The sequence below is a fragment of the Pseudomonas sp. JL2 genome (assembly GCF_031570495.1).
GTDB classification, from domain to species: Bacteria; Pseudomonadota; Gammaproteobacteria; order Pseudomonadales; family Pseudomonadaceae; genus Aquipseudomonas; species Aquipseudomonas rhizophila.
The window spans coordinates 1-20,734 of sequence record NZ_JAKUDH010000009.1 but is presented as its reverse complement, the minus strand read 5'-3'; the positions used below and the strand labels follow the sequence as shown (position 1 = coordinate 20,734).

General features: G+C 61.0%; 16 protein-coding genes and 1 pseudogene. 15 read left to right on the top strand and 2 right to left on the bottom strand.

Features of this window, described 5'->3' with window-relative positions:
• Positions 1–137: 137 nt before the first annotated feature.
• Together MKS85_RS13645 and aceA are read left to right on the top strand one after the other, a co-directional pair.
• The gene (locus MKS85_RS13645) at positions 138–899 is read left to right on the top strand and encodes a secretin N-terminal domain-containing protein (protein WP_047227731.1); all 762 of its coding nucleotides are present in this window, start codon (positions 138–140) and stop codon (positions 897–899) included.
• 457 nt (positions 900–1,356) lie between these two features.
• The gene (aceA, locus tag MKS85_RS13640; protein ID WP_014337679.1) at positions 1,357–2,682 is read left to right on the top strand and encodes an isocitrate lyase; all 1,326 of its coding nucleotides are present in this window, start codon (positions 1,357–1,359) and stop codon (positions 2,680–2,682) included.
• 224 nt (positions 2,683–2,906) lie between these two features.
• Here the strand turns inward: aceA and MKS85_RS28975 are convergent, their stop codons facing one another.
• Positions 2,907–3,611: a methyl-accepting chemotaxis protein gene (locus MKS85_RS28975; RefSeq protein ID WP_409078013.1), complete on the bottom strand. Its 705-nt coding sequence runs from the start codon at positions 3,609–3,611 to the stop codon at positions 2,907–2,909.
• A 198-nt stretch (positions 3,612–3,809) separates the two neighbouring features.
• Positions 3,810–4,694, bottom strand: a pseudogene (locus tag MKS85_RS28970) (methyl-accepting chemotaxis protein); the annotation flags it as partial.
• Positions 4,695–5,702: 1,008 nt separating this feature from the next.
• On the opposite strand from MKS85_RS28970, the gene MKS85_RS13630 reads away from it, so the two are divergent.
• From MKS85_RS13630 to nuoN, 13 genes are all read left to right on the top strand, one after another.
• A complete protein-coding gene (locus MKS85_RS13630) occupies positions 5,703–6,116 on the top strand; it encodes an NADH-quinone oxidoreductase subunit A (protein ID WP_011062185.1) in 414 nt (137 codons plus the stop codon).
• 10 nt (positions 6,117–6,126) lie between these two features.
• Entirely contained in the window at positions 6,127–6,801 is a 675-nt protein-coding gene (locus tag MKS85_RS13625) for an NADH-quinone oxidoreductase subunit B family protein (RefSeq protein ID WP_047227733.1), read from the top strand.
• Between the two features lie 72 nt (positions 6,802–6,873).
• Positions 6,874–8,658 (top strand): NADH-quinone oxidoreductase subunit C/D, encoded by a 1,785-nt coding sequence (gene nuoC, locus MKS85_RS13620; RefSeq protein ID WP_047227734.1) that lies wholly within the window; start codon positions 6,874–6,876, stop codon positions 8,656–8,658.
• Between the two features lie 2 nt (positions 8,659–8,660).
• Positions 8,661–9,158 (top strand): NADH-quinone oxidoreductase subunit NuoE, encoded by a 498-nt coding sequence (gene nuoE / locus MKS85_RS13615; protein WP_003203372.1) that lies wholly within the window; start codon positions 8,661–8,663, stop codon positions 9,156–9,158.
• Complete coding sequence (gene nuoF, locus MKS85_RS13610) at positions 9,155–10,513, top strand: NADH-quinone oxidoreductase subunit NuoF (protein WP_076385483.1); 1,359 nt, start codon at positions 9,155–9,157, stop codon at positions 10,511–10,513. Before nuoE ends, nuoF begins: the two co-directional genes overlap by 4 nt.
• 139 nt (positions 10,514–10,652) lie before the next feature.
• Positions 10,653–13,367, top strand: a complete 2,715-nt coding sequence (gene nuoG, locus MKS85_RS13605) for an NADH-quinone oxidoreductase subunit NuoG (RefSeq protein ID WP_047227736.1) — start codon at positions 10,653–10,655, stop codon at positions 13,365–13,367.
• Positions 13,364–14,371 (top strand): NADH-quinone oxidoreductase subunit NuoH, encoded by a 1,008-nt coding sequence (nuoH, locus tag MKS85_RS13600; RefSeq protein WP_047227737.1) that lies wholly within the window; start codon positions 13,364–13,366, stop codon positions 14,369–14,371. Before nuoG ends, nuoH begins: the two co-directional genes overlap by 4 nt.
• Before the next feature lie 11 nt (positions 14,372–14,382).
• On the top strand, positions 14,383–14,931 hold the full coding sequence (gene nuoI, locus MKS85_RS13595; RefSeq protein ID WP_047227738.1) for an NADH-quinone oxidoreductase subunit NuoI: 549 nt from the start codon (positions 14,383–14,385) through the stop codon (positions 14,929–14,931).
• A gap of 9 nt (positions 14,932–14,940) precedes the next feature.
• Positions 14,941–15,441: an NADH-quinone oxidoreductase subunit J gene (gene nuoJ, locus MKS85_RS13590; RefSeq protein WP_047227739.1), complete on the top strand. Its 501-nt coding sequence runs from the start codon at positions 14,941–14,943 to the stop codon at positions 15,439–15,441.
• A 4-nt stretch (positions 15,442–15,445) separates the two neighbouring features.
• Positions 15,446–15,754, top strand: a complete 309-nt coding sequence (gene nuoK / locus MKS85_RS13585; protein ID WP_044463936.1) for an NADH-quinone oxidoreductase subunit NuoK — start codon at positions 15,446–15,448, stop codon at positions 15,752–15,754.
• Positions 15,751–17,604 (top strand): NADH-quinone oxidoreductase subunit L, encoded by a 1,854-nt coding sequence (gene nuoL / locus MKS85_RS13580; RefSeq protein ID WP_107322295.1) that lies wholly within the window; start codon positions 15,751–15,753, stop codon positions 17,602–17,604. The genes nuoK and nuoL overlap by 4 nt, the downstream gene beginning before the upstream one ends.
• A gap of 39 nt (positions 17,605–17,643) precedes the next feature.
• A complete protein-coding gene (gene nuoM / locus MKS85_RS13575; RefSeq protein ID WP_047227741.1) occupies positions 17,644–19,176 on the top strand; it encodes an NADH-quinone oxidoreductase subunit M in 1,533 nt (510 codons plus the stop codon).
• Between the two features lie 7 nt (positions 19,177–19,183).
• A complete protein-coding gene (nuoN, locus tag MKS85_RS13570; protein ID WP_047227742.1) occupies positions 19,184–20,647 on the top strand; it encodes an NADH-quinone oxidoreductase subunit NuoN in 1,464 nt (487 codons plus the stop codon).
• The last annotated feature ends 87 nt before the right edge of the window (positions 20,648–20,734 follow it).

Genomic DNA, 20,734 nt, shown 5'->3' with positions numbered 1-20,734 from the left:
ACAAAAGCATCATGCAGCACCACAAAACGCCCCGCCATCCACCGATGCCGGGGCGTTTTGCCGTCTAACATTCAACTTGCCCCACCCCAGGCCGACAAACTGGCAATATCAAGCCTTTGTCTCGCGGAGAAATGGACATGTCCTTACGCACCCTGCTCGCCACCCTGCTGCTCGGCTGCAGCCTGTCGGTGATGGCCGCTACTGAAATCGTCCCGCTGAACTACCGAACCAGCGCCGACCTGTTGCCGGTGGCGCAGAATTTCATCGGCAAGGACGGCCAGGTCAGCGCCTATGGCAACCAACTGATCGTCAATGCCGAGCCCAGTAAAATCGAGGAGCTCAAGGCATTTCTCGCCCAACTGGACACCGCCCCCAAGCGCCTGCTGATCACGGTCGACACCAACGAAAACAACTTGCAGGGCGACCAGGGCTATTCGATCAACGGCGCCGCTCCCAGCCAGACCCGCATCATCAACCGCAGCACCGCCAGCCGCGAAGGCGGCGTGCAGCAGGTACAAGCCAGCGAAGGCCAGCCGGCGCTGATTCAGGTCGGCCAGAGCGTGCCGTTCACCAGCACCCAGACCGACACCTACGGCCGCCTGCAAAGCCAGACCGAATACCGCAACGTCACCCAAGGCTTTTATGTCACGGCCAGCGTCACCGGCGAGACCGTTCATCTGAACATCAGTACCAACCGTGACCGCATGAGCCAGGAACGTCCCGATGTAGTGAACGTTCAAAGTACCGACACAACGGTCAGCGGCCGCTTGGGTGAATGGATCACCCTGGCCGGGGTCAATCGCCAGACTCAGGCCGATAAACAGGGGCTGAGCCGCAGCTACTCGACCCAAGGCCGGGACGACATGATTCTGCGGGTCAAGGTGGATACCCTGAACTGAAGCACCAAAAACTGACTGACGAGTCGTATTAGACCAAAGATGTAGTGCTATAAAAAAAGCACTACAAAACGTTTGACGAGCCAAAAAACCGAAGGCATGATGGCCTCGCTCCCGCTAATCAGGGGCCCTGGCAAGGGCCTTCGGGTCGACGCTTGCAACTACCCTGCGAGCCGATTCGTGTCTGTACCGCCCACAAGGTGTGTTTGACGAGGTTGCGACTGGAACGAAGTTGTCCCGAGGGACGGAAGCGTAACTAGGTAACCCGGCATCACTCTGAGTTCGTATAAAGGCCCACGACGCCCGAATGCGCCCGCAGTTCGCCTCTACCTGCTCACTTTCCCCTCGAGCCCATCGTTCATCCCGTCGCCTCCCCGCCTGAACCGACTTGACCGTCCAACCCCTGGTCGGCAGGAGCAGGAATTTTCCACCCCAGACCTATGCGACGAGGTTTATCTCCATGGCACTGACACGCGAACAGCAAATTGCAGCCCTTGAAAAAGATTGGGCTGAAAACCCGCGCTGGAAAGGCGTGAAGCGCAATTACTCCGCTGCTGACGTCGTCCGTCTGCGTGGCTCGGTTCAACCTGAGCACACTTTTGCGAAAATGGGCGCCGAGAAACTGTGGAACCTGGTCACCCAGGGCGCCAAGCCAGCCTTCCGTCCCGAGAAAGATTTCGTCAACTGCATGGGCGCCCTGACCGGCGGCCAGGCTGTACAGCAAGTCAAGGCCGGTATCCAGGCGATCTACCTGTCGGGCTGGCAAGTGGCTGCGGACAACAACTCCGCCGAGTCGATGTACCCGGACCAGTCGCTGTACCCGGTGGATTCGGTTCCAACCGTGGTCAAGCGCATCAACAACTCGTTCCGTCGTGCCGACCAGATCCAGTGGAAAGCCGGCAAGAACCCAGGCGACGAAGGCTACATCGACTACTTCGCGCCAATCGTGGCCGACGCTGAAGCCGGTTTCGGCGGCGTACTGAACGCCTACGAGCTGATGAAGAGCATGATCGAAGCAGGCGCCGCCGGCGTTCACTTCGAAGACCAACTGGCTTCGGTGAAGAAATGCGGCCACATGGGCGGCAAAGTATTGGTCCCGACCCAGGAAGCCGTGCAGAAGCTCACCGCTGCCCGCCTGGCCGCCGACGTTGCCGGCGTACCGACCATCATCCTGGCCCGTACCGACGCCAACGCCGCTGACCTGCTGACTTCCGACTGCGACCCGTACGACCAGCCGTTCGTGACCGGCACCCGCACCCAGGAAGGCTTCTACAAGGTTCGCGCCGGTCTCGACCAGGCGATCGCCCGTGGCCTGGCCTACGCGCCGTACGCCGACCTGATCTGGTGCGAAACCGCCAAGCCGGACCTGGACGAGGCGCGCCGCTTCGCCGAAGCGATCAAGAAGGAATACCCGGACCAACTGCTGTCGTACAACTGCTCGCCTTCCTTCAACTGGAAGAAAAACCTGGACGACGCGACCATCGCCAAGTTCCAGCGCGAACTGTCCGCCATGGGCTACAAGCACCAGTTCATCACCCTGGCCGGCATTCACAACATGTGGCACAGCATGTTCAATCTGGCGCACGACTACGCCCGCAACGACATGACCGCCTACGTGAAACTGCAAGAGCAGGAGTTCGCTGACGCCGCCAAGGGCTACACCTTCGTGGCTCACCAGCAGGAAGTGGGCACCGGCTACTTCGACGACATGACCACCGTGATCCAGGGCGGCACCTCCTCGGTAACCGCGCTGACCGGCTCCACCGAAGAAGAGCAGTTCCACTGATCCTCGGCATGCCTTGAGTCAACGGCCCTTGCGGACCGAATAAAAGCTAACCGCAAAGCCGACGTTCTACAGCCCCGACTGGTTCGGGGCTTTTTTTCGCCGTTTTTCCAGCTTTCACCAACCGTTGATCGTCAAGGCCATGCGGTTTTTTGGTATGAGTGGGGATCGGAACGACCATTGCTGGAATTACCAGTTGGAGCATGGCCGCCAGAACCCCCCCCCTTTCACACCTTGAAGTGACTGACCAACTGCTGCAACTGGTTACCCAGGCGCGCCAATTCGATGCTGGAGGCTGCGGTTTCTTCGCTGGCTGAGGCGGTCTGTTCGGATACATCGCGCACACTCAGGACACTGCGACTGATTTCCTCGGCCACCGAGCTTTGTTGCACCGCGGCGGCGGCAATCTGTTGGTTCATGGCCTGAATGCCAGAAACCGCCTGGGTGATGTTGCCCAGGGATGTGCCGGCCTTGCATGCCAATTCCACGCTGCTGTCGGTCAGTTCACGGCTGCTCTGCATAATGCTCGATACCTGACGCGTGCCGCTCTGCAAGCCCGCCACCAGGCTCTCGATCTCTTCGGTGGAATGCTGGGTACGCTGGGCCAGCCCACGTACTTCGTCGGCGACCACGGCAAAACCGCGCCCGGCGTCACCCGCGCGAGCGGCCTCAATGGCGGCGTTAAGGGCCAGCAAGTTGGTCTGCTCAGCCACCGCCCTGATCACGTCCATGATCTTGCCGATGCGACCGCTTTCTTGCTCCAGCTCGTTCATGGCGTCGACTGAGCGCCCGACCTCGCTGGCCAAGCGCTCGATCTGAACGATGGCTTGCGCGACCACTTGGTCGCCAATACGGGCTTGTGCATCGGCCTCTGAGGCGGCTGCGCGAGCCTGTTCGGCATTACGCGCGACTTCATGCACGGTAACCGACATTTCGTGCATGGCGGTCGCCACCTGATCGGTCTCGATCTTCTGACTATTGACCCCGGCACTGGTCTGCTCAGTAACAGCCGATAGCTCTTCGGCGGCACTGGCGATTTGGGTGACACCATCGCGGATGCCACCGATCAGGTCGCGCAAGGTGCTGCCCATACGCTGAATACCCTGCTGCAAAACACCCAGCTCATCACGACGAGTCACGATCATGTGTTGCGTGAGGTCGCCTGCCGCAATGCGATCGACCACAGCCAATGTGTCTTGCAACGGCCGTGTAATCTGGCGGGTGATGATCAGGGCGGCGAAAATCCCCAACAACATCGCCAAGGCAGTACAGCTCAGCTGCAGAATGCGAGCCTGGGCGCTGTCTTCGTCACGGGACGCCAGTTGGCTGGCATACATTTCGTCAGACAGACGGGTGATGGTTTCACCCAAATCGGTGGTGTCCTGCACAGCCTTGCCTATGGCCTGATTACTGGCCGTGAAGTCCTGTACCGAACGACGGTAAGCAATCAGCGCGGTTTCCAACTGCTTGATGGTGTCGGCATAGGTTGGGCCGAAAGCGCTGTTGAGCGCTTCAATGCTCTTGAACGCATTTTCGAGCTGGCGGGTGGCGGCTTGTTCGGTGGCGCTGTTGGGGTTGCCGGTATAGCCACGCACTTCATAACGCACCAGCGCCACGTCCTCTTTGGCCTTGAGAATGAGCTTGTAAAGGTCAAAGCGGCGCTCATCCGAGGCGGGCAGTGCTTCCACGTCAGCGATGACCCTGGCAATCAGCGCGGCGCCCTTGACCGCATTGACGCCCATTTCCTTGCGCATGGCTGCGTCATTGCGATAAGCCTCGCGCATCGTATTGAGTGCCACTTGATACTGCGTGCTGGCCTGCTCGATCAGAGCAAGTTTCTTCAGGTTTTCCGGTTTTCTCAGTTCTTTTGCGAGGCTTTTCTGCTGGGCGACAAACTGCTCCAGCGACGCCTGGATCAATGCACCTTTTTGTTCATCACCCCGGTCCAACTGGTACTGCAAGCGAGCTCTGCGCAGGTGATCAAGGCGGTTGCCCAGTTCGGTAATGCTGGTCATTCGATCCGTGCGCTCGATCATTTTCCCCAGGCTGAACCAGCCGGTCGCAGCGAGAATAGCGGTCAGAAGCAGCACAACAGCAAAGCCCAAAGCCAGCTTGAGCATAACGCTCATATTCGCGATCCAAGAGTTCATGACTTTCCTTTGGTATCAGCCACGAACGATGAAACTGACGCGGCTATCTAAGAAGGGGCCGAAAATCTAACCAGTATTGATATAGATGATTAGATGAATGAAGCATAAAGATAGCCATTTGATATCACCTCTTCAAGACCTTAAACCCAACCTCGTGCCGTTTTTTTGCTCGCACGACGGTGGTCGCTTAAACACGAAATTCCCTGGCCATAGGATTTGCGCGGGGTTAGCTGAGCGACATTGATCGGACGCCCACGGCTTTTTTGAGCCGTTTTTTTTCAAGCAATCTACTCTGTAGGAGCTAGCCTGCATCTGTGGGTGCCAAGCTTGCCCGTAATGAACGATTGCGCAGTCTGCCTCGGGACAGCGTTGCCGGCATCGCGAGCAAGCTTGGCTCCCACAGGAGCAGTCCCCATGCAGATCCAACCTTCACCGAGCCCGCCCCCCAAAAAAACTGCGGCGCACGGTTAGAAAAATTGATCGAACGCAGTATTGGGCAGTCCGAAAAGGAGTAAAACGTCCGACGCTGACAATTGCAGTAGCGGCAATGTAAGGCTGCCCCTCGGACACAACACTAAGTGCGTAGCAGAAAGGCCGCCACAGATAATAATAATTATCATTTGAAAGCCATTATCATTGTTGCATTCCGCACGAAATATTATTGATCAACAGCCGGCCAACGCCCACGGGGCCGGGGCCGCAGGGTCCTGGAGGTACGCTATGTGCTTATTCCAATAAATAATTTCGCTATAGGAATTTTACTTGCCCGGTGTTTAGCCATAAAATCACCGCGATTGATTGCTGCGACATATCGTCACTGCGTTATTTCTTTTCAAGCTCAGAGACCTTTGCTCTCTGTTAAGGATTTCCAGCATGCCCGAAGCGACAGGACTCATGGCCCACAACTGGGGCTTTGCCATTTTCCTTCTGGGCGTTGTCGGCCTGTGTGCCTTCATGCTCGGCGTGTCGAGCCTGCTCGGGTCAAAAGCCTGGGGCCGCAGCAAAAATGAACCGTTCGAGTCCGGCATGCTGCCTACCGGTGGCGCCCGCTTGCGGCTCTCAGCCAAATTCTATCTGGTCGCGATGCTCTTCGTGATCTTCGATATCGAAGCCCTCTTTCTCTTTGCATGGTCTGTGTCCGTCCGCGAAAGCGGCTGGACCGGATTCGTCGAAGCTCTCGTTTTCATAGCAATTCTGTTGGCAGGTCTTGTCTACCTTTGGCGGGTGGGGGCTCTTGATTGGGCTCCGGAAGGTCGTCGTAAGCGGCAAGCGAAGCTGAAACAATGAGGCTTTGGCAATGCAATACAATCTCACCAGGATCGACCCCGATGCTCCTAACGAGCAGTATCCGATTGGCGAGCGGGAAACCGTTTCCGATCCGTTAGAAGATCAAGTCCACAAAAACATCTTCATGGGCAAGCTCGAAGACGTGCTGAACAACACGGTCAACTGGGGTCGCAAGAACTCCCTGTGGCCGTACAACTTCGGCCTTTCGTGCTGCTACGTGGAAATGACCACCGCCTTCACGGCGCCCCACGACATCGCGCGCTTTGGCGCCGAGGTGATCCGGGCATCGCCGCGCCAGGCGGATTTCATGGTTATTGCCGGGACCTGCTTCATCAAGATGGCGCCGATCATCCAGCGTCTCTACGAGCAAATGCTCGAACCGAAGTGGGTTATCTCCATGGGTTCGTGCGCCAACTCCGGTGGCATGTACGACATCTATTCCGTCGTTCAAGGGGTGGACAAGTTCCTGCCCGTGGACGTCTACGTGCCTGGCTGCCCGCCTCGCCCTGAAGCTTTCCTGCAAGGCTTGATGCTGTTGCAGGAGTCGATTGGCCAGGAGCGTCGCCCACTGTCCTGGGTCGTTGGTGATCAAGGCGTCTATCGCGCCGAGATGCCATCGCAAAAGGAACAGCGTCGCGAACAGCGTATCGCAGTCACCAACCTGCGCAGCCCCGACGAAGTCTGATCCAGCTCTGCTCTGCATAAGAAACGAGAACCTGGCTTCATTCTTTACGTTGACCGAAAGCGATAAATAACCATGACTACAGGCAGTGCTCTGTACATCCCGCCTTACAAGGCAGACGACCAGGATGTGGTCGTCGAACTGAACAACCGTTTTGGCCCCGAGGCGTTCACCGCCCAGCCGACCCGCACCGGCATGCCGGTGCTTTGGGTTGCCCGCGCCAAACTCGTCGAAGTCCTGACTTTCCTGCGCAACCTGCCCAAGCCGTACGTCATGCTCTATGACTTGCATGGCGTGGACGAGCGTCTGCGCACCAAGCGTCAAGGGCTGCCCGACGGCGTCGATTTCACCGTGTTCTATCACCTGATGTCGATCGAACGTAATAGTGACGTGATGATCAAGGTCGCCTTGTCCGAGAGCGACCTCAGCGTGCCGACCGTGACCGGTATCTGGCCGAACGCCAACTGGTACGAACGTGAAGTGTGGGACATGTTCGGGATCGATTTCCCCGGCCACCCGCACCTGACGCGCATCATGATGCCGCCGACCTGGGAAGGTCACCCGCTGCGCAAGGACTTCCCGGCCCGCGCCACCGAGTTCGATCCGTTCAGCCTGTCCCTGGCCAAGCAACAGCTCGAGGAAGAAGCCGCGCGCTTCAAGCCGGAAGACTGGGGCATGAAACGCTCCGGGGCGAACGAGGACTACATGTTCCTCAACCTGGGCCCGAACCACCCTTCGGCCCACGGTGCATTCCGCATCATCCTGCAGCTGGACGGCGAAGAGATCGTCGACTGCGTCCCGGACATCGGTTACCACCACCGTGGCGCCGAGAAAATGGGCGAGCGCCAGTCCTGGCACAGCTACATTCCCTACACCGACCGCATCGATTACCTCGGCGGCGTGATGAACAACCTGCCGTACGTGCTTTCGGTCGAGAAACTGGCCGGGATCAAGGTGCCGGAAAAGGTCGACGTCATCCGCATCATGATGGCCGAGTTCTTCCGGATCACCAGCCACCTGCTGTTCCTGGGTACCTACATCCAGGACGTTGGCGCCATGACCCCGGTGTTCTTCACCTTCACCGACCGCCAGAAGGCCTACACGGTGATCGAAGCCATCACCGGTTTCCGCCTGCACCCGGCCTGGTACCGCATCGGTGGGGTTGCCCACGACCTGCCGCGGGGCTGGGAAAAGCTGGTCAAGGATTTCGTCGAATGGATGCCCAAGCGCCTGGACGAATACACCAAGGCCGCCTTGCAGAACAGCATCCTCAAGGGCCGTACCATCGGGGTCGCCGCCTACAACACCAAAGAGGCCCTGGAATGGGGTGTCACCGGTGCGGGCCTGCGTTCCACCGGTTGCGACTTCGACCTGCGCAAGGCGCGTCCTTACTCCGGCTATGAAAACTTCGAATTCGAAGTACCGCTGGCAGTCAATGGTGATGCCTATGACCGCTGCATGGTTCGCGTCGAGGAGATGCGCCAGAGCATCAAGATCATCGACCAGTGCATGCGCAACATGCCGGAAGGCCCGTACAAGGCGGATCACCCGCTGACCACGCCGCCGCCCAAAGAGCGCACGCTGCAACACATCGAGACCCTGATCACGCACTTCCTGCAGGTTTCGTGGGGCCCGGTCATGCCGGCCAACGAGTCCTTCCAGATGATCGAAGCGACCAAGGGCATCAACAGTTATTACCTGACGAGCGACGGCGGCACCATGAGCTACCGCACCCGGATTCGCACCCCAAGCTTCCCACACCTGCAGCAGATCCCTTCGGTGATCAAAGGCAGCATGGTCGCGGATATGATTGCGTACCTGGGTAGTATCGATTTCGTTATGGCCGACGTGGACCGCTAAGCATGAATAGCACGCTTATCCAGACAGACCGTTTCGCCCTGAGCGAAACCGAGCGCTCGGCCATCGAGCACGAGCTGCATCACTACGAAGACCCGCGCGCGGCGTCGATCGAAGCCCTGAAGATCGTTCAGAAGGAGCGTGGCTGGGTGCCTGACGGCGCGCTCTACGCCATCGGCGAGATCCTCGGCATCCCGGCCAGCGACGTCGAAGGTGTTGCCACCTTCTATAGCCAGATCTTCCGCCAGCCAGTGGGTCGCCACATCATTCGCGTCTGCGACAGCATGGTCTGCTACATCGGCGGCCACGAGTCCGTGGTCGGCGAGATCCAGAACAAGCTGGGCATCGGCCTGGGCCAGACCACCGCAGACGGGCGCTTCACCCTGCTGCCGGTGTGCTGCCTGGGCAACTGCGACAAGGCCCCGGCGCTGATGATCGACGACGACACCTTCGGTGACGTCCAGCCTGACGGCGTCGCCAAACTGCTGGAGGGCTACGTATGACCCTGACTTCCTTCGGGCCCGCCAACCGCATCCAGCGTTCGGCCGAAACCCATCCCCTGACCTGGCGTCTGCGTGACGACGGCGAAGCGGTGTGGCTGGACGAATACCAGGCCAAGAATGGCTACGCCGCCGCGCGCAAGGCATTCACCGACATGGCCCAGGACGACATCGTCCAGACCGTCAAAGACTCCGGCCTCAAGGGTCGCGGCGGTGCCGGCTTCCCCACTGGCGTGAAGTGGGGCCTGATGCCCAAGGACGAGTCCATCAACATCCGCTACCTGCTGTGCAACGCGGATGAAATGGAGCCCAACACCTGGAAAGACCGCATGCTGATGGAGCAACTGCCCCATCTGCTGATCGAAGGCATGCTGATCAGTGCCCGTGCGTTGAAAACCTACCGTGGCTACATCTTCCTGCGCGGCGAATACACCACCGCCGCCAAGCACCTGAACCGTGCCGTGGAAGAAGCCAAGGCCGCTGGCCTCTTGGGCAAGAACATCCTGGGTTCGGGCTTTGATTTCGAGCTGTTCGTCCACACCGGTGCCGGGCGCTACATCTGCGGTGAAGAAACCGCACTGATCAACTCCCTGGAAGGCCGCCGCGCCAACCCGCGTTCCAAGCCGCCCTTCCCTGCCGCCGTCGGCGTGTGGGGCAAGCCGACCTGCGTGAACAACGTCGAGACCCTGTGCAACGTGCCGGCGATCATTGCCGACGGCGTCGACTGGTACAAATCCCTGGCCCGCGACGGCAGCGAAGACATGGGCACCAAGCTCATGGGCTTCTCCGGCAAGGTCAAGAACCCTGGCCTGTGGGAACTGCCATTCGGCGTAACCGGCCGCGAGCTGTTCGAAGACTACGCCGGCGGCATGCGCGACGGTTACAAGCTCAAGTGCTGGCAGCCCGGCGGCGCTGGCACCGGTTTCCTGTTGCCGGAACACCTGGACGCACAGATGTACGCCGGCGGCATCGCCAAAGTGGGCACCCGTATGGGTACCGGTCTGGCCATGGCGGTGGACGACAGCGTCAACATGGTTTCCCTGCTGCGCAACATGGAAGAATTCTTCTCCCGTGAATCGTGCGGTTTCTGCACCCCTTGCCGCGATGGCCTGCCGTGGAGCGTCAAGCTGCTGCGCGCCATTGAAAACGGCGAAGGCCAGGCCGGCGACATCGAGACCCTGCTGGGTCTGGTGGGTTTCCTCGGCCCGGGCAAGACCTTCTGTGCTCATGCACCGGGTGCCGTGGAGCCGTTGGGCAGCGCGATCAAATACTTCCGCTCTGAATTCGAGGCCGGCATCGCGCCAACGCGCGCAGGCGATCTCAATCAGGTGGTCACGCCGACCATGGTCGGCGCGTAACGACGCTTTAAAAGGCGAAGGGTCCGTGCCCTTCGCCTTTCGTCCGATGACGCCTTTGAAAGGCTGTTTGGATTCGGACGAATAACAAGATTCCATTAGCCACGCCCGCTGACACCGGGCCAACGAAGAACTTTGAACCATGGCCACTATCCACGTAGACGGCAAAGAGCTCGAAGTCGATGGCGCAGACAACCTGTTACAGGCATGTCTGTCCCTGGGCCTCGACATCCCTTATTTCTGCTGGCACCCCGCCCTTGGCAGCGTAGGCGCCTGTCGCCAATGCGCGGTCAAGCAGTACACCGACGAAAACGACAAGCGTGGTCGGATCGTCATGTCCTGCATGACCCCCGCCACCGACGGCAGCTGGATCTCCATCGACGACGAAGAAGCGAAAGTGTTTCGCGCCAGCGTCGTCGAATGGCTGATGACCAACCACCCTCACGACTGCCCGGTCTGTGAGGAAGGCGGCCACTGCCACCTGCAAGACATGACGGTGATGACCGGCCACAACGAGCGCCGTTATCGCTTCACCAAGCGCACCCACCAGAACCAGCAACTGGGCCCGTTCATCTCCCACGAGATGAACCGCTGCATCGCCTGCTACCGCTGCGTGCGTTTCTACAAGGACTATGCCGGCGGCACCGACCTGGGCGTGTTCGGCGCCCACGACAACGTGTACTTCGGTCGCGTTGAAGACGGCACCCTGGAAAGCGAGTTCTCCGGCAACCTCACCGAGGTCTGCCCGACCGGTGTGTTCACCGACAAGACTCACTCCGAGCGCTACAACCGCAAGTGGGACATGCAGTTTTCGCCGAGCATCTGCCATGGCTGCTCCAGCGGTTGCAACATATCCCCGGGCGAACGCTACGGCGAACTGCGTCGCATCGAGAACCGCTTCAACGGTTCGGTGAACCAGTACTTCCTGTGCGACCGTGGCCGTTTCGGCTATGGCTACGTCAACCGCAAGGATCGTCCGCGCCAGCCATTGCTCGCCAACGGCGCCAAGCTGAGCCTGGACGAAGCGCTGGACAAGGCCGCCGAACTGCTGCGCGGGCGCAACATCGTCGGTATCGGTTCGCCACGTGCCAGCCTGGAAAGCAACTACGCCCTGCGTGAACTGGTCGGCGCCGAGCACTTCTACAGTGGCATCGAAGCCGGTGAGCTGGAACGCATCCGCCTGGTCCTGCAAGTGCTCAAGGACAGCCCGCTGCCCGTGCCGACGATGCGTGACATCGAAGACCACGATGCGGTGTTCGTCCTGGGTGAAGACCTGACCCAGACCGCCGCGCGCATGGCCCTGGCCCTGCGCCAGTCGGTCAAGGGCAAGGCTGAAGACATGGCCGACGCCATGCGCGTACAGCCATGGCTCGATGCCGCCGTGAAGAACATCGGCCAGCACGCGCTGAACCCGCTGTTCATTGCCAGCCTGGCTGAAACCAAGCTCGACGACGTCGCCGAAGAATGCGTCCACGCAGCACCGGATGACCTGGCGCGCATCGGTTTTGCCGTGGCCCACGCCCTGGACGCCAGTGCCCCGGCCGTCGAAGGTTTGGACAGTGAAGCGGCCGCGCTGGCCCAGCGTATCGCCGACGCCCTGCTCGCGGCCAAACGCCCACTGATCATCGCCGGCACCTCGTTGGGTTCCAAGGCACTGATCGAAGCCGCCGCCAACATCGCCAAGGCGCTGAAGCTGCGCGAGAAGAACGGTTCCATCAGCCTGATCGTGCCGGAAGCCAACAGCCTCGGCCTGGCCATGCTCGGTGGCGAGTCGCTGGACGCGGCCCTGCAAGCGGTGATCGACGGCAGCGCCGACGCCATCGTGGTGCTGGAAAACGACCTGTACACCCGCACCGACAAGGCCCGGGTGGACGCTGCCCTGAATGCCGCGAAAGTGCTGATCGTTGCCGACCACCAGAAAACCGCCACCACCGACCGCGCCCACCTGGTGCTGCCGGCGGCGAGCTTCGCTGAAGGCGACGGTACGCTGGTCAGCCAGGAAGGTCGCGCCCAGCGCTTCTTCCAGGTGTTCGACCCGACTTACCTGGACGCCAGCATCCTGGTCCATGAAGGCTGGCGCTGGCTGCATGCCCTGCGCGCCACCTTGCTGAACCAGCCGATCGACTGGACGCAACTGGACCATGTCACCGCCGCCGTCGCTTCGAGCAGCCCGCAACTGGCTCGCATCGTCGATGCCGCGCCATCGGCCGCGTTCCGCATCAAGGGCCTGAAGCTGGCCCGCGAACCGCTGCGCTACTCCGGTCGCACCGCGATGCGCGCCGACATCAGCGTCCACGAACCACGGACCTCCCAGGACAACGACACTGCGTTCTCGTTCTCCATGGAAGGTTACTCGGGCTCCGCCGAACCGCGCTCGCAAGTGCCGTTCGCCTGGTCGCCGGGCTGGAACTCGCCGCAAGCCTGGAACAAGTTCCAGGACGAAGTCGGCGGTCACCTGCGTGCCGGTGACCCGGGCACTCGCCTGATCGAAAGCCAGGGCGATGGCCTGAGCTGGTTCGCCAGCGTGCCGCGCGCCTTCAACCCGGCACCGGGCACCTGGCAGGTCGTACCGTTCCATCACCTGTTCGGCAGTGAAGAGAACTCTTCCAAAGCCGCTCCGGTCCAGGAACGCATCCCGGCCGCCTACGTGTCGCTGGCCAAGTCCGAAGCCGATCGCCTGGGCGTCAACGACGGTGCCCTGCTGAGCCTGAACGTCGCGGGCCAGACCTTGCGTCTGCCGCTGCGCATCAATGAAGAACTGGGCGCCGGCCTGGTGGCCCTGCCGGCTGGCCTGGCGGGTATTCCACCGGCGATATTCGGCAAAACCGTCGACGGTCTGCAGGAGGCAGCGCAATGAGCTGGTTTACCCCTGAAGTGATCGACGTGATCCTGACGGTTCTCAAGGCCATCGTGATTCTGCTGGCCGTGGTGGTCTGCGGTGCGCTGCTGAGTTTCGTCGAACGTCGCCTGCTGGGCTGGTGGCAGGACCGTTACGGTCCGAACCGCGTCGGCCCGTTCGGCATGTTCCAGATCGCCGCCGACATGATCAAGATGTTCTTCAAGGAAGACTGGACGCCGCCGTTTGCCGACAAGGTGATCTTCACCCTGGCACCGGTCGTGGCCATGAGCGCCTTGCTGATCGCCTTCGCGATCATCCCGATCACCCCGACCTGGGGCGTGGCGGACCTGAACATCGGCCTGCTGTTCTTCTTCGCCATGGCGGGTCTGTCGGTGTATGCGGTGCTGTTCGCCGGCTGGTCGAGCAACAACAAGTTCGCCCTGCTGGGCAGCCTGCGGGCCTCGGCCCAGACTGTGTCCTACGAAGTGTTCATGGGCCTGGCGCTCATGGGCGTGGTGGTCCAGGCCGGCTCGTTCAACATGCGCGACATCGTCGAGTACCAGGCCCAGAACCTGTGGTTCATCATTCCGCAGTTCTTCGGTTTCTGTACCTTTTTCGTGGCCGGCGTGGCCGTGACTCACCGTCACCCCTTCGACCAACCGGAAGCGGAACAGGAACTGGCCGACGGTTATCACATCGAATATGCCGGCATGAAATGGGGCATGTTTTTCGTCGGTGAATACATCGGCATCATCCTGATCTCGGCACTGCTGGTGACGTTGTTCTTCGGTGGCTGGCACGGTCCGTTCGGCATCCTGCCGCAACTGTCCTTCGTCTGGTTCGCCCTGAAGACCGCGTTCTTCATCATGCTGTTCGTCCTGCTGCGCGCCTCGATCCCGCGCCCGCGCTACGACCAGGTGATGGACTTCAGCTGGAAATTCTGCCTGCCGCTGACCCTGATCAATTTGCTGGTGACCGCTGCGATCGTGTTGATGAACACGCCTGCGGCCGCGGTTCAGTGAGGATTTGACCCATGTTCAAATATATTGGCGACATCGTTAAGGGTACCGGTACCCAACTGCGAAGCCTGGTCATGATCTTCGGCCATGGCTTTCGCAAGCGCGACACCCTGCAATACCCTGAAGAAGCGGTCTACCTGCCGCCGCGTTATCGCGGCCGCATCGTCCTGACCCGCGACCCCGACGGCGAAGAACGCTGCGTGGCCTGCAACCTGTGCGCCGTAGCGTGCCCGGTGGGCTGCATCTCGTTGCAGAAAGCCGAAACCGAAGACGGTCGCTGGTACCCGGACTTTTTCCGTATCAACTTCTCGCGCTGCATTTTCTGCGGCCTCTGCGAGGAAGCGTGCCCGACCACCGCGATCCAGCTCACGCCGGATTTCGAAATGGCCGAGTTCAAACGTCAGGACCTGGTGTACGAGAAAGAAGATCTGCTGATTTCCGGTCCCGGTAAAAACCCTGATTACAACTTCTATCGTGTTGCAGGTATGGCCATTGCCGGTAAGCCAAAAGGCGCCGCGCAAAATGAAGCCGAACCGATCAACGTGAAGAGCTTGCTGCCTTAAGGAAGAAAGATGGAATTCGCTTTCTATTTCGCATCGGGTATCGCGGTGGTCTCCACGCTTCGAGTGGTCACCAACACCAACCCTGTGCACGCCCTGCTCTACCTGATCATCTCGCTGATCGCCGTGGCCATGACCTTCTTCAGCCTCGGTGCGCCGTTTGCCGGTGCGCTGGAAGTGATCGCCTACGCCGGCGCCATCATGGTGCTGTTCGTGTTCGTGGTGATGATGCTGAACCTGGGCCCGGCCTCGGTGCAGCAAGAACGTTCCTGGCTCAAGCCGGGCATCTGGGCGGGGCCGGTGATTCTCGCCGCGCTGCTGCTGGGTGAACTGCTGTATGTACTGTTCGCTCACCAGAGCGGCCAGGCCATCGGCCACACCACCGTAGACGCCAAGGCCGTGGGCATCAGCCTGTTCGGTCCGTACCTGCTGGTGGTCGAACTCGCCTCGATGCTGCTGCTTGCCGCAGCCGTCACGGCGTTCCATTTGGGCCGTAACGAGGCGAAGGAGTAATCACATGCCTGCTATCCCTCTCGAGCATGGTCTGGCGGTTGCCGGCATCCTGTTCTGCCTCGGTCTGGTCGGCCTGATGGTCCGCCGCAACATTCTGTTCGTGCTGATGAGCCTGGAGGTCATGATGAATGCCTCCGCCCTGGCCTTCATCGTCGCGGGCGCTCGCTGGGCGCAGCCGGATGGACAAGTCATGTTCATCCTGGTGATCAGCCTGGCAGCCGCTGAGGCCAGTATCGGCCTGGCGATTCTGTTGCAGCTGTATCGCCGCTTCCACACTCTCGATATCGACGCTGCCAGCGAGATGCGCGGATGAACCTACTCTTTCTGACTTTCGTATTTCCCCTCATCGGTTTCCTGCTGCTGTCGTTCTCTCGTGGACGCTGGTCGGAAAACCTTTCGGCGCTGGTTGGCGTGGGGTCCATCGGCCTGTCTGCCATCGTCACGGCCTACGTGATCTGGCAGTTCAACGTCGCCCCGCCTGAAGGTGGCGCGTACGTGCAGGTGCTGTGGCAGTGGATGGCGGTGGAAGGCTTCACGCCGAACTTCGCCCTGTACCTGGATGGCCTGTCGGTGACCATGCTGGGCGTGGTGGTCGGCGTGGGTTTCCTGATCCACCTGTTCGCCTCCTGGTACATGCGCGGCGAAGCCGGTTACTCGCGCTTCTTCGCCTACACCAACCTGTTCATCGCCAGCATGCTGTTCCTGGTGCTCGGCGATAACCTGCTGTTCCTGTACTTCGGCTGGGAAGGCGTGGGCCTGTGCTCGTACCTGCTGATCGGTTTCTACTACAGCAACCGCAACAACGGTAACGCGGCGCTCAAGGCGTTCATCGTGACCCGGATCGGCGACGTGTTCATGGCCATCGGCCTGTTCATCCTGTTCCAGCAACTGGGCACGCTGAACATCCAGGAGCTGCTGGTACGTGCTCCGCAGCACTTCCAGGCCGGCGACTTCTGGATCGTCCTGGCGACCCTGATGCTGCTGGGCGGCGCTGTCGGTAAATCCGCGCAACTGCCGTTGCAGACCTGGCTGGCGGATGCGATGGCTGGCCCTACCCCGGTTTCGGCACTGATCCACGCCGCAACCATGGTGACCGCCGGTGTCTACCTGATCGCCCGTACCCACGGCCTGTTCGCCCTGGCGCCAGACATCCTGCACCTGGTCGGCATCGTCGGCGGCGTGACATTGGTGCTGGCCGGTTTCGCAGCCCTGGTCCAGACCGACATCAAGCGTATCCTCGCCTACTCGACCATGAGCCAGATCGGCTACATGTTCCTGGCCCTGGGCGTCGGCGCCTGGGAAGGCGCGATCTTCCACCTGATGACCCACGCCTTCTTCAAGGCGCTGCTGTTCCTTGCTTCCGGTGCGGTGATCGTTGCCTGCCACCACGAGCAGAACATCTTCAAGATGGGCGGCCTGTGGAAGAAACTGCCACTGGCCTACGCCAGCTTCATCGTCGGCGGCGCGGCCCTGGCGGCCCTGCCACTGGTCACCGCCGGTTTCTACTCCAAGGACGAGATCCTCTGGGAAGCGTTCGCCAGCGGTAACCAGGGTCTGCTCTATGCCGGCCTGGTGGGTGCGTTCATGACCTCGCTGTACACCTTCCGCCTGATCTTCATCGCGTTCCACGGTGAAGCCAAGACCGAAGCCCACGCTGGCCACGGCATTGCCCACTGGCTGCCACTGTCGGTGCTGATCGTGCTGTCGACCTTCGTCGGCGCAATGATCACGCCACCGCTGGCCGATGTCCTGCCGCAAAGCGTCGGCCATGCCGGCGGCGACGCCAAGCACAGCCTGGAAATCGCTTCGGGCGCCATCGCCCTGGCCGGTATCCTGCTGGCCGCCCTGCTGTTCCTGGGCAAGCGTCGCTTCGTCACGGCGATCGCCAACAGCGGCATCGGGCGGTTCCTTTCGGCCTGGTGGTTCGCTGCCTGGGGATTCGACTGGATCTACGACAAACTGTTCGTCAAGCCATACCTTGCGATCAGCCACATTCTGCGCAAAGACCCGCTCGACCAGACCATTGGCCTGATCCCGCGCATGGCCAAGGGCGGCCACACTGCCCTGAGCCGTACCGAGACCGGTCAACTGCGTTGGTATGCGGCTTCCATGGCGGCTGGCGCCGTGCTGGTTATCGGCGCCATCGTGCTGGTAGCGGTCTGATATGAACCTTGCGAACTTGCGAAAGGAAACGAGCCCGTCATGATTCTGCCCTGGCTAATCCTGATCCCCTTCATCGGCGGCCTGCTGTGCTGGATGGCGGAGCGTTCAAGCTCCACCCTCCCGCGCTGGATTGCGCTGCTGACCATGTCCCTGGAACTCGCACTCGGCCTCTGGCTCTGGGCGACCGGCGACTATTCATTTGCTCCGGCCCCTGGCGCCGATCCAACCTGGGCGCTTGAGTTCAAGCACATCTGGATCGAACGCTTCGGTATCAGCGTGCATCTGGCTCTCGACGGCCTGTCGCTGCTGATGATCCTGCTGACCGGCCTGCTGGGTATCCTCTCGGTCCTGTGCTCCTGGAAAGAGATCCAGCGTCACGTCGGTTTCTTCCACCTGAACCTGATGTGGATCCTGGGCGGTGTCGTCGGCGTGTTCCTGGCGCTGGACCTGTTCATGTTCTTCTTCTTCTGGGAAATGATGCTGGTGCCGATGTACTTCCTCATCGCGCTCTGGGGTCACAGTTCTTCGGACGGCAAGAAAACCCGGATCTACGCGGCGACCAAGTTCTTCATCTTCACCCAGGCTTCCGGCCTGATCATGCTGGTGGCGATCCTTGGCCTGGTGCTGGTCAACTTCAACAACACCGGCGTGATTACCTTCAACTACGCCGACCTGTTGAAAGTGCAGATGTCGCGCACCACCGAGTACGTGCTGATGCTGGGCTTCTTCATCGCCTTCGCGGTGAAGCTGCCGGTGGTGCCGTTCCACTCCTGGCTGCCGGACGCCCACGCCCAGGCGCCGACCGCAGGTTCCGTGGACCTGGCCGGTATCCTGCTCAAAACCGCCGCCTACGGCCTGCTGCGCTTCGCCCTGCCGCTGTTCCCCAATGCCTCGGCCGAGTTCGCGCCGATTGCCATGACCCTGGGTCTGATCGGGATTTTCTACGGTGCGTTCCTGGCGTTCGCCCAGACCGACATCAAGCGCCTGATCGCCTTCTCCAGTGTTTCGCACATGGGCTTTGTGCTGATCGGGATCTACTCCGGCAGCCAGTTGGCCCTGCAAGGCGCGGTGATCCAGATGCTGGCCCACGGCCTGTCGGCTGCGGCACTGTTTATCCTCAGCGGCCAGTTGTACGAGCGTCTGCACACTCGGGACATGCGTGAGATGGGCGGTATCTGGTCGCGCATCGCTTACCTGCCGGCCATCAGTCTGTTCTTCGCCGCGGCGTCCCTGGGCCTGCCGGGCACCGGTAACTTCGTCGGCGAGTTCCTGATCCTGATCGGCTCGTTCGTCAGCGCTCCGTGGATCACCGCCATCGCCACCTCTGGCCTGGTGTTCGGTTCGGTCTACTCGCTGATCATGATCCACCGCGCCTACTTCGGCCCGACCAAGTCGGATGAAGTGCTGCGCGGCATGGACGGTCGCGAACTGATCATGGTGCTCGGCCTTGCGGTGCTGCTGGTTTACCTCGGCGTCTACCCGCAACCGTTCCTCGACACCTCTGCCGCCACGATGCATGGCGTGCAGCAGTGGCTCGGCACCGCCTTCTCTCAACTCGCTTCGGCCCGGTAAGAGCGCTATGGAATTCACGATTCAACACTTTATCGCGCTTGCGCCGCTGTTGATCACCAGCGCCACGATCATCGTGGTGATGCTGGCGATCGCTTGGCGGCGCAATCACTCACAGACCTTCCTGCTGTCGGTGGCGGGGCTGAACCTGGCCCTGCTGTCGATTTTGCCGGCCCTGAAAGTCGCGCCGCTGGCGGTCACCCCGCTGTTGCAGATCGACAGCTTCGCGTGCCTGTACATGGCGCTGATCCTGGTCGCCACCCTCGCCTGCGTCACCCTCGCCCACGCCTACCTCGGCGATGGCGGTACGGGTTACCCGGGCAACCGTGAAGAACTGTACCTGCTGATCCTGATGGCCGCCGCCGGTGGCCTGGTCCTGGTCAGCGCGCAGCACCTGGCCAGCCTGTTCATCGGTCTGGAGCTGCTGTCGGTGCCGGTCTACGGTCTGGTGGCCTATGCCTTCTTCAACAAGCGCTCCCTGGAAGCCGGCATCAAGTACATGGTGCTGTCGGCCGCCGGTTCCGCGTTCCTGTTGTTCGGCATGGCCCTGCTCTACGCCGAAGCCGGCACCCTGAGCTTCGTCGGCATCGGTCAGGCCCTGGCGGCCACCGGCCTGCCTAGCCCGATCGCGCAACTGGGCCTGGGCATGATGCTGATCGGCCTGGCGTTCAAGCTGTCGCTGGTGCCTTTCCACCTCTGGACCCCGGACGTCTACGAAGGCGCCCCAGCACCGGTGGCGGCGTTCTTGGCCACCGCGTCGAAAGTCGCAGTGTTCGCGGTGATGGTGCGGTTGTTCCAGATCTCGCCAGTGGCCAGCAGCGGTGTGCTGAGTGACGTGCTGACCATCATTGCCATCGCGTCGATTCTGTTCGGTAACCTGCTGGCGCTGACCCAGAGCAACCTCAAGCGTCTGCTGGGTTACTCGTCCATCGCCCACTTCGGTTACCTGCTGATCGCGCTGATCGCCAGCAAGGGCCTGGCGGTAGAAGCCATCGGCGTGTACCTGGTCACCTACGTGATCACCAGCCTCGGCGCGTTCGGCGTGATCACCCTGATGTCCTCGCCGTACAACGGCCGTGACGCCGACGCACTGTACGAATACCGCGGCCTGTTCTGGCGCCGTCCGTACCTGACCGCCGTGCTGACCGTGATGATGCTGTCCCTGGCCGGCATCCCGCTGACCGCCGGCTTCATCGGCAAGTTCTACATCATCGCCACCGGCGTCGAGGCTCACCAATGGTGGCTGGTCGGCTCCCTGGTGCTGGGCAGTGCCATCGGCGTGTTCTACTACCTGCGCGTCATGGTCACCCTGTACCTGATGGAACCGAACCTGCGTCGCCACGATGCCGAGTTGCACTGGGAACAGAAGGCAGGCGGCGTGATGCTGCTGGCTATCGCCGTACTGGCGTTCTTCCTCGGTGTGTACCCGCAGCCGTTGCTGACCCTGGTTCAGCAGGCCGGCCTGACGGGTTGATCACCCGAACGCTGTAGCATCAAAAAATGCCCGTATCGCTTGATACGGGCATTAATGAGATGGTCACCCCCACACCCTGCGAGGGCT

Coding starts and splice junctions, on each gene's coding strand:
- MKS85_RS13645 (WP_047227731.1), top strand. CDS start 138: ATGTCCTTACGCACCCTGCTCGCCACCCTGCTGCTCGGCTGCAGCCTG.
- aceA (WP_014337679.1), top strand. CDS start 1,357: ATGGCACTGACACGCGAACAGCAAATTGCAGCCCTTGAAAAAGATTGG.
- MKS85_RS28975 (WP_409078013.1), bottom strand. CDS start 3,611: ATGTCGGTTACCGTGCATGAAGTCGCGCGTAATGCCGAACAGGCTCGC.
- MKS85_RS13630 (WP_011062185.1), top strand. CDS start 5,703: ATGCCCGAAGCGACAGGACTCATGGCCCACAACTGGGGCTTTGCCATT.
- MKS85_RS13625 (WP_047227733.1), top strand. CDS start 6,127: ATGCAATACAATCTCACCAGGATCGACCCCGATGCTCCTAACGAGCAG.
- nuoC (WP_047227734.1), top strand. CDS start 6,874: ATGACTACAGGCAGTGCTCTGTACATCCCGCCTTACAAGGCAGACGAC.
- nuoE (WP_003203372.1), top strand. CDS start 8,661: ATGAATAGCACGCTTATCCAGACAGACCGTTTCGCCCTGAGCGAAACC.
- nuoF (WP_076385483.1), top strand. CDS start 9,155: ATGACCCTGACTTCCTTCGGGCCCGCCAACCGCATCCAGCGTTCGGCC.
- nuoG (WP_047227736.1), top strand. CDS start 10,653: ATGGCCACTATCCACGTAGACGGCAAAGAGCTCGAAGTCGATGGCGCA.
- nuoH (WP_047227737.1), top strand. CDS start 13,364: ATGAGCTGGTTTACCCCTGAAGTGATCGACGTGATCCTGACGGTTCTC.
- nuoI (WP_047227738.1), top strand. CDS start 14,383: ATGTTCAAATATATTGGCGACATCGTTAAGGGTACCGGTACCCAACTG.
- nuoJ (WP_047227739.1), top strand. CDS start 14,941: ATGGAATTCGCTTTCTATTTCGCATCGGGTATCGCGGTGGTCTCCACG.
- nuoK (WP_044463936.1), top strand. CDS start 15,446: ATGCCTGCTATCCCTCTCGAGCATGGTCTGGCGGTTGCCGGCATCCTG.
- nuoL (WP_107322295.1), top strand. CDS start 15,751: ATGAACCTACTCTTTCTGACTTTCGTATTTCCCCTCATCGGTTTCCTG.
- nuoM (WP_047227741.1), top strand. CDS start 17,644: ATGATTCTGCCCTGGCTAATCCTGATCCCCTTCATCGGCGGCCTGCTG.
- nuoN (WP_047227742.1), top strand. CDS start 19,184: ATGGAATTCACGATTCAACACTTTATCGCGCTTGCGCCGCTGTTGATC.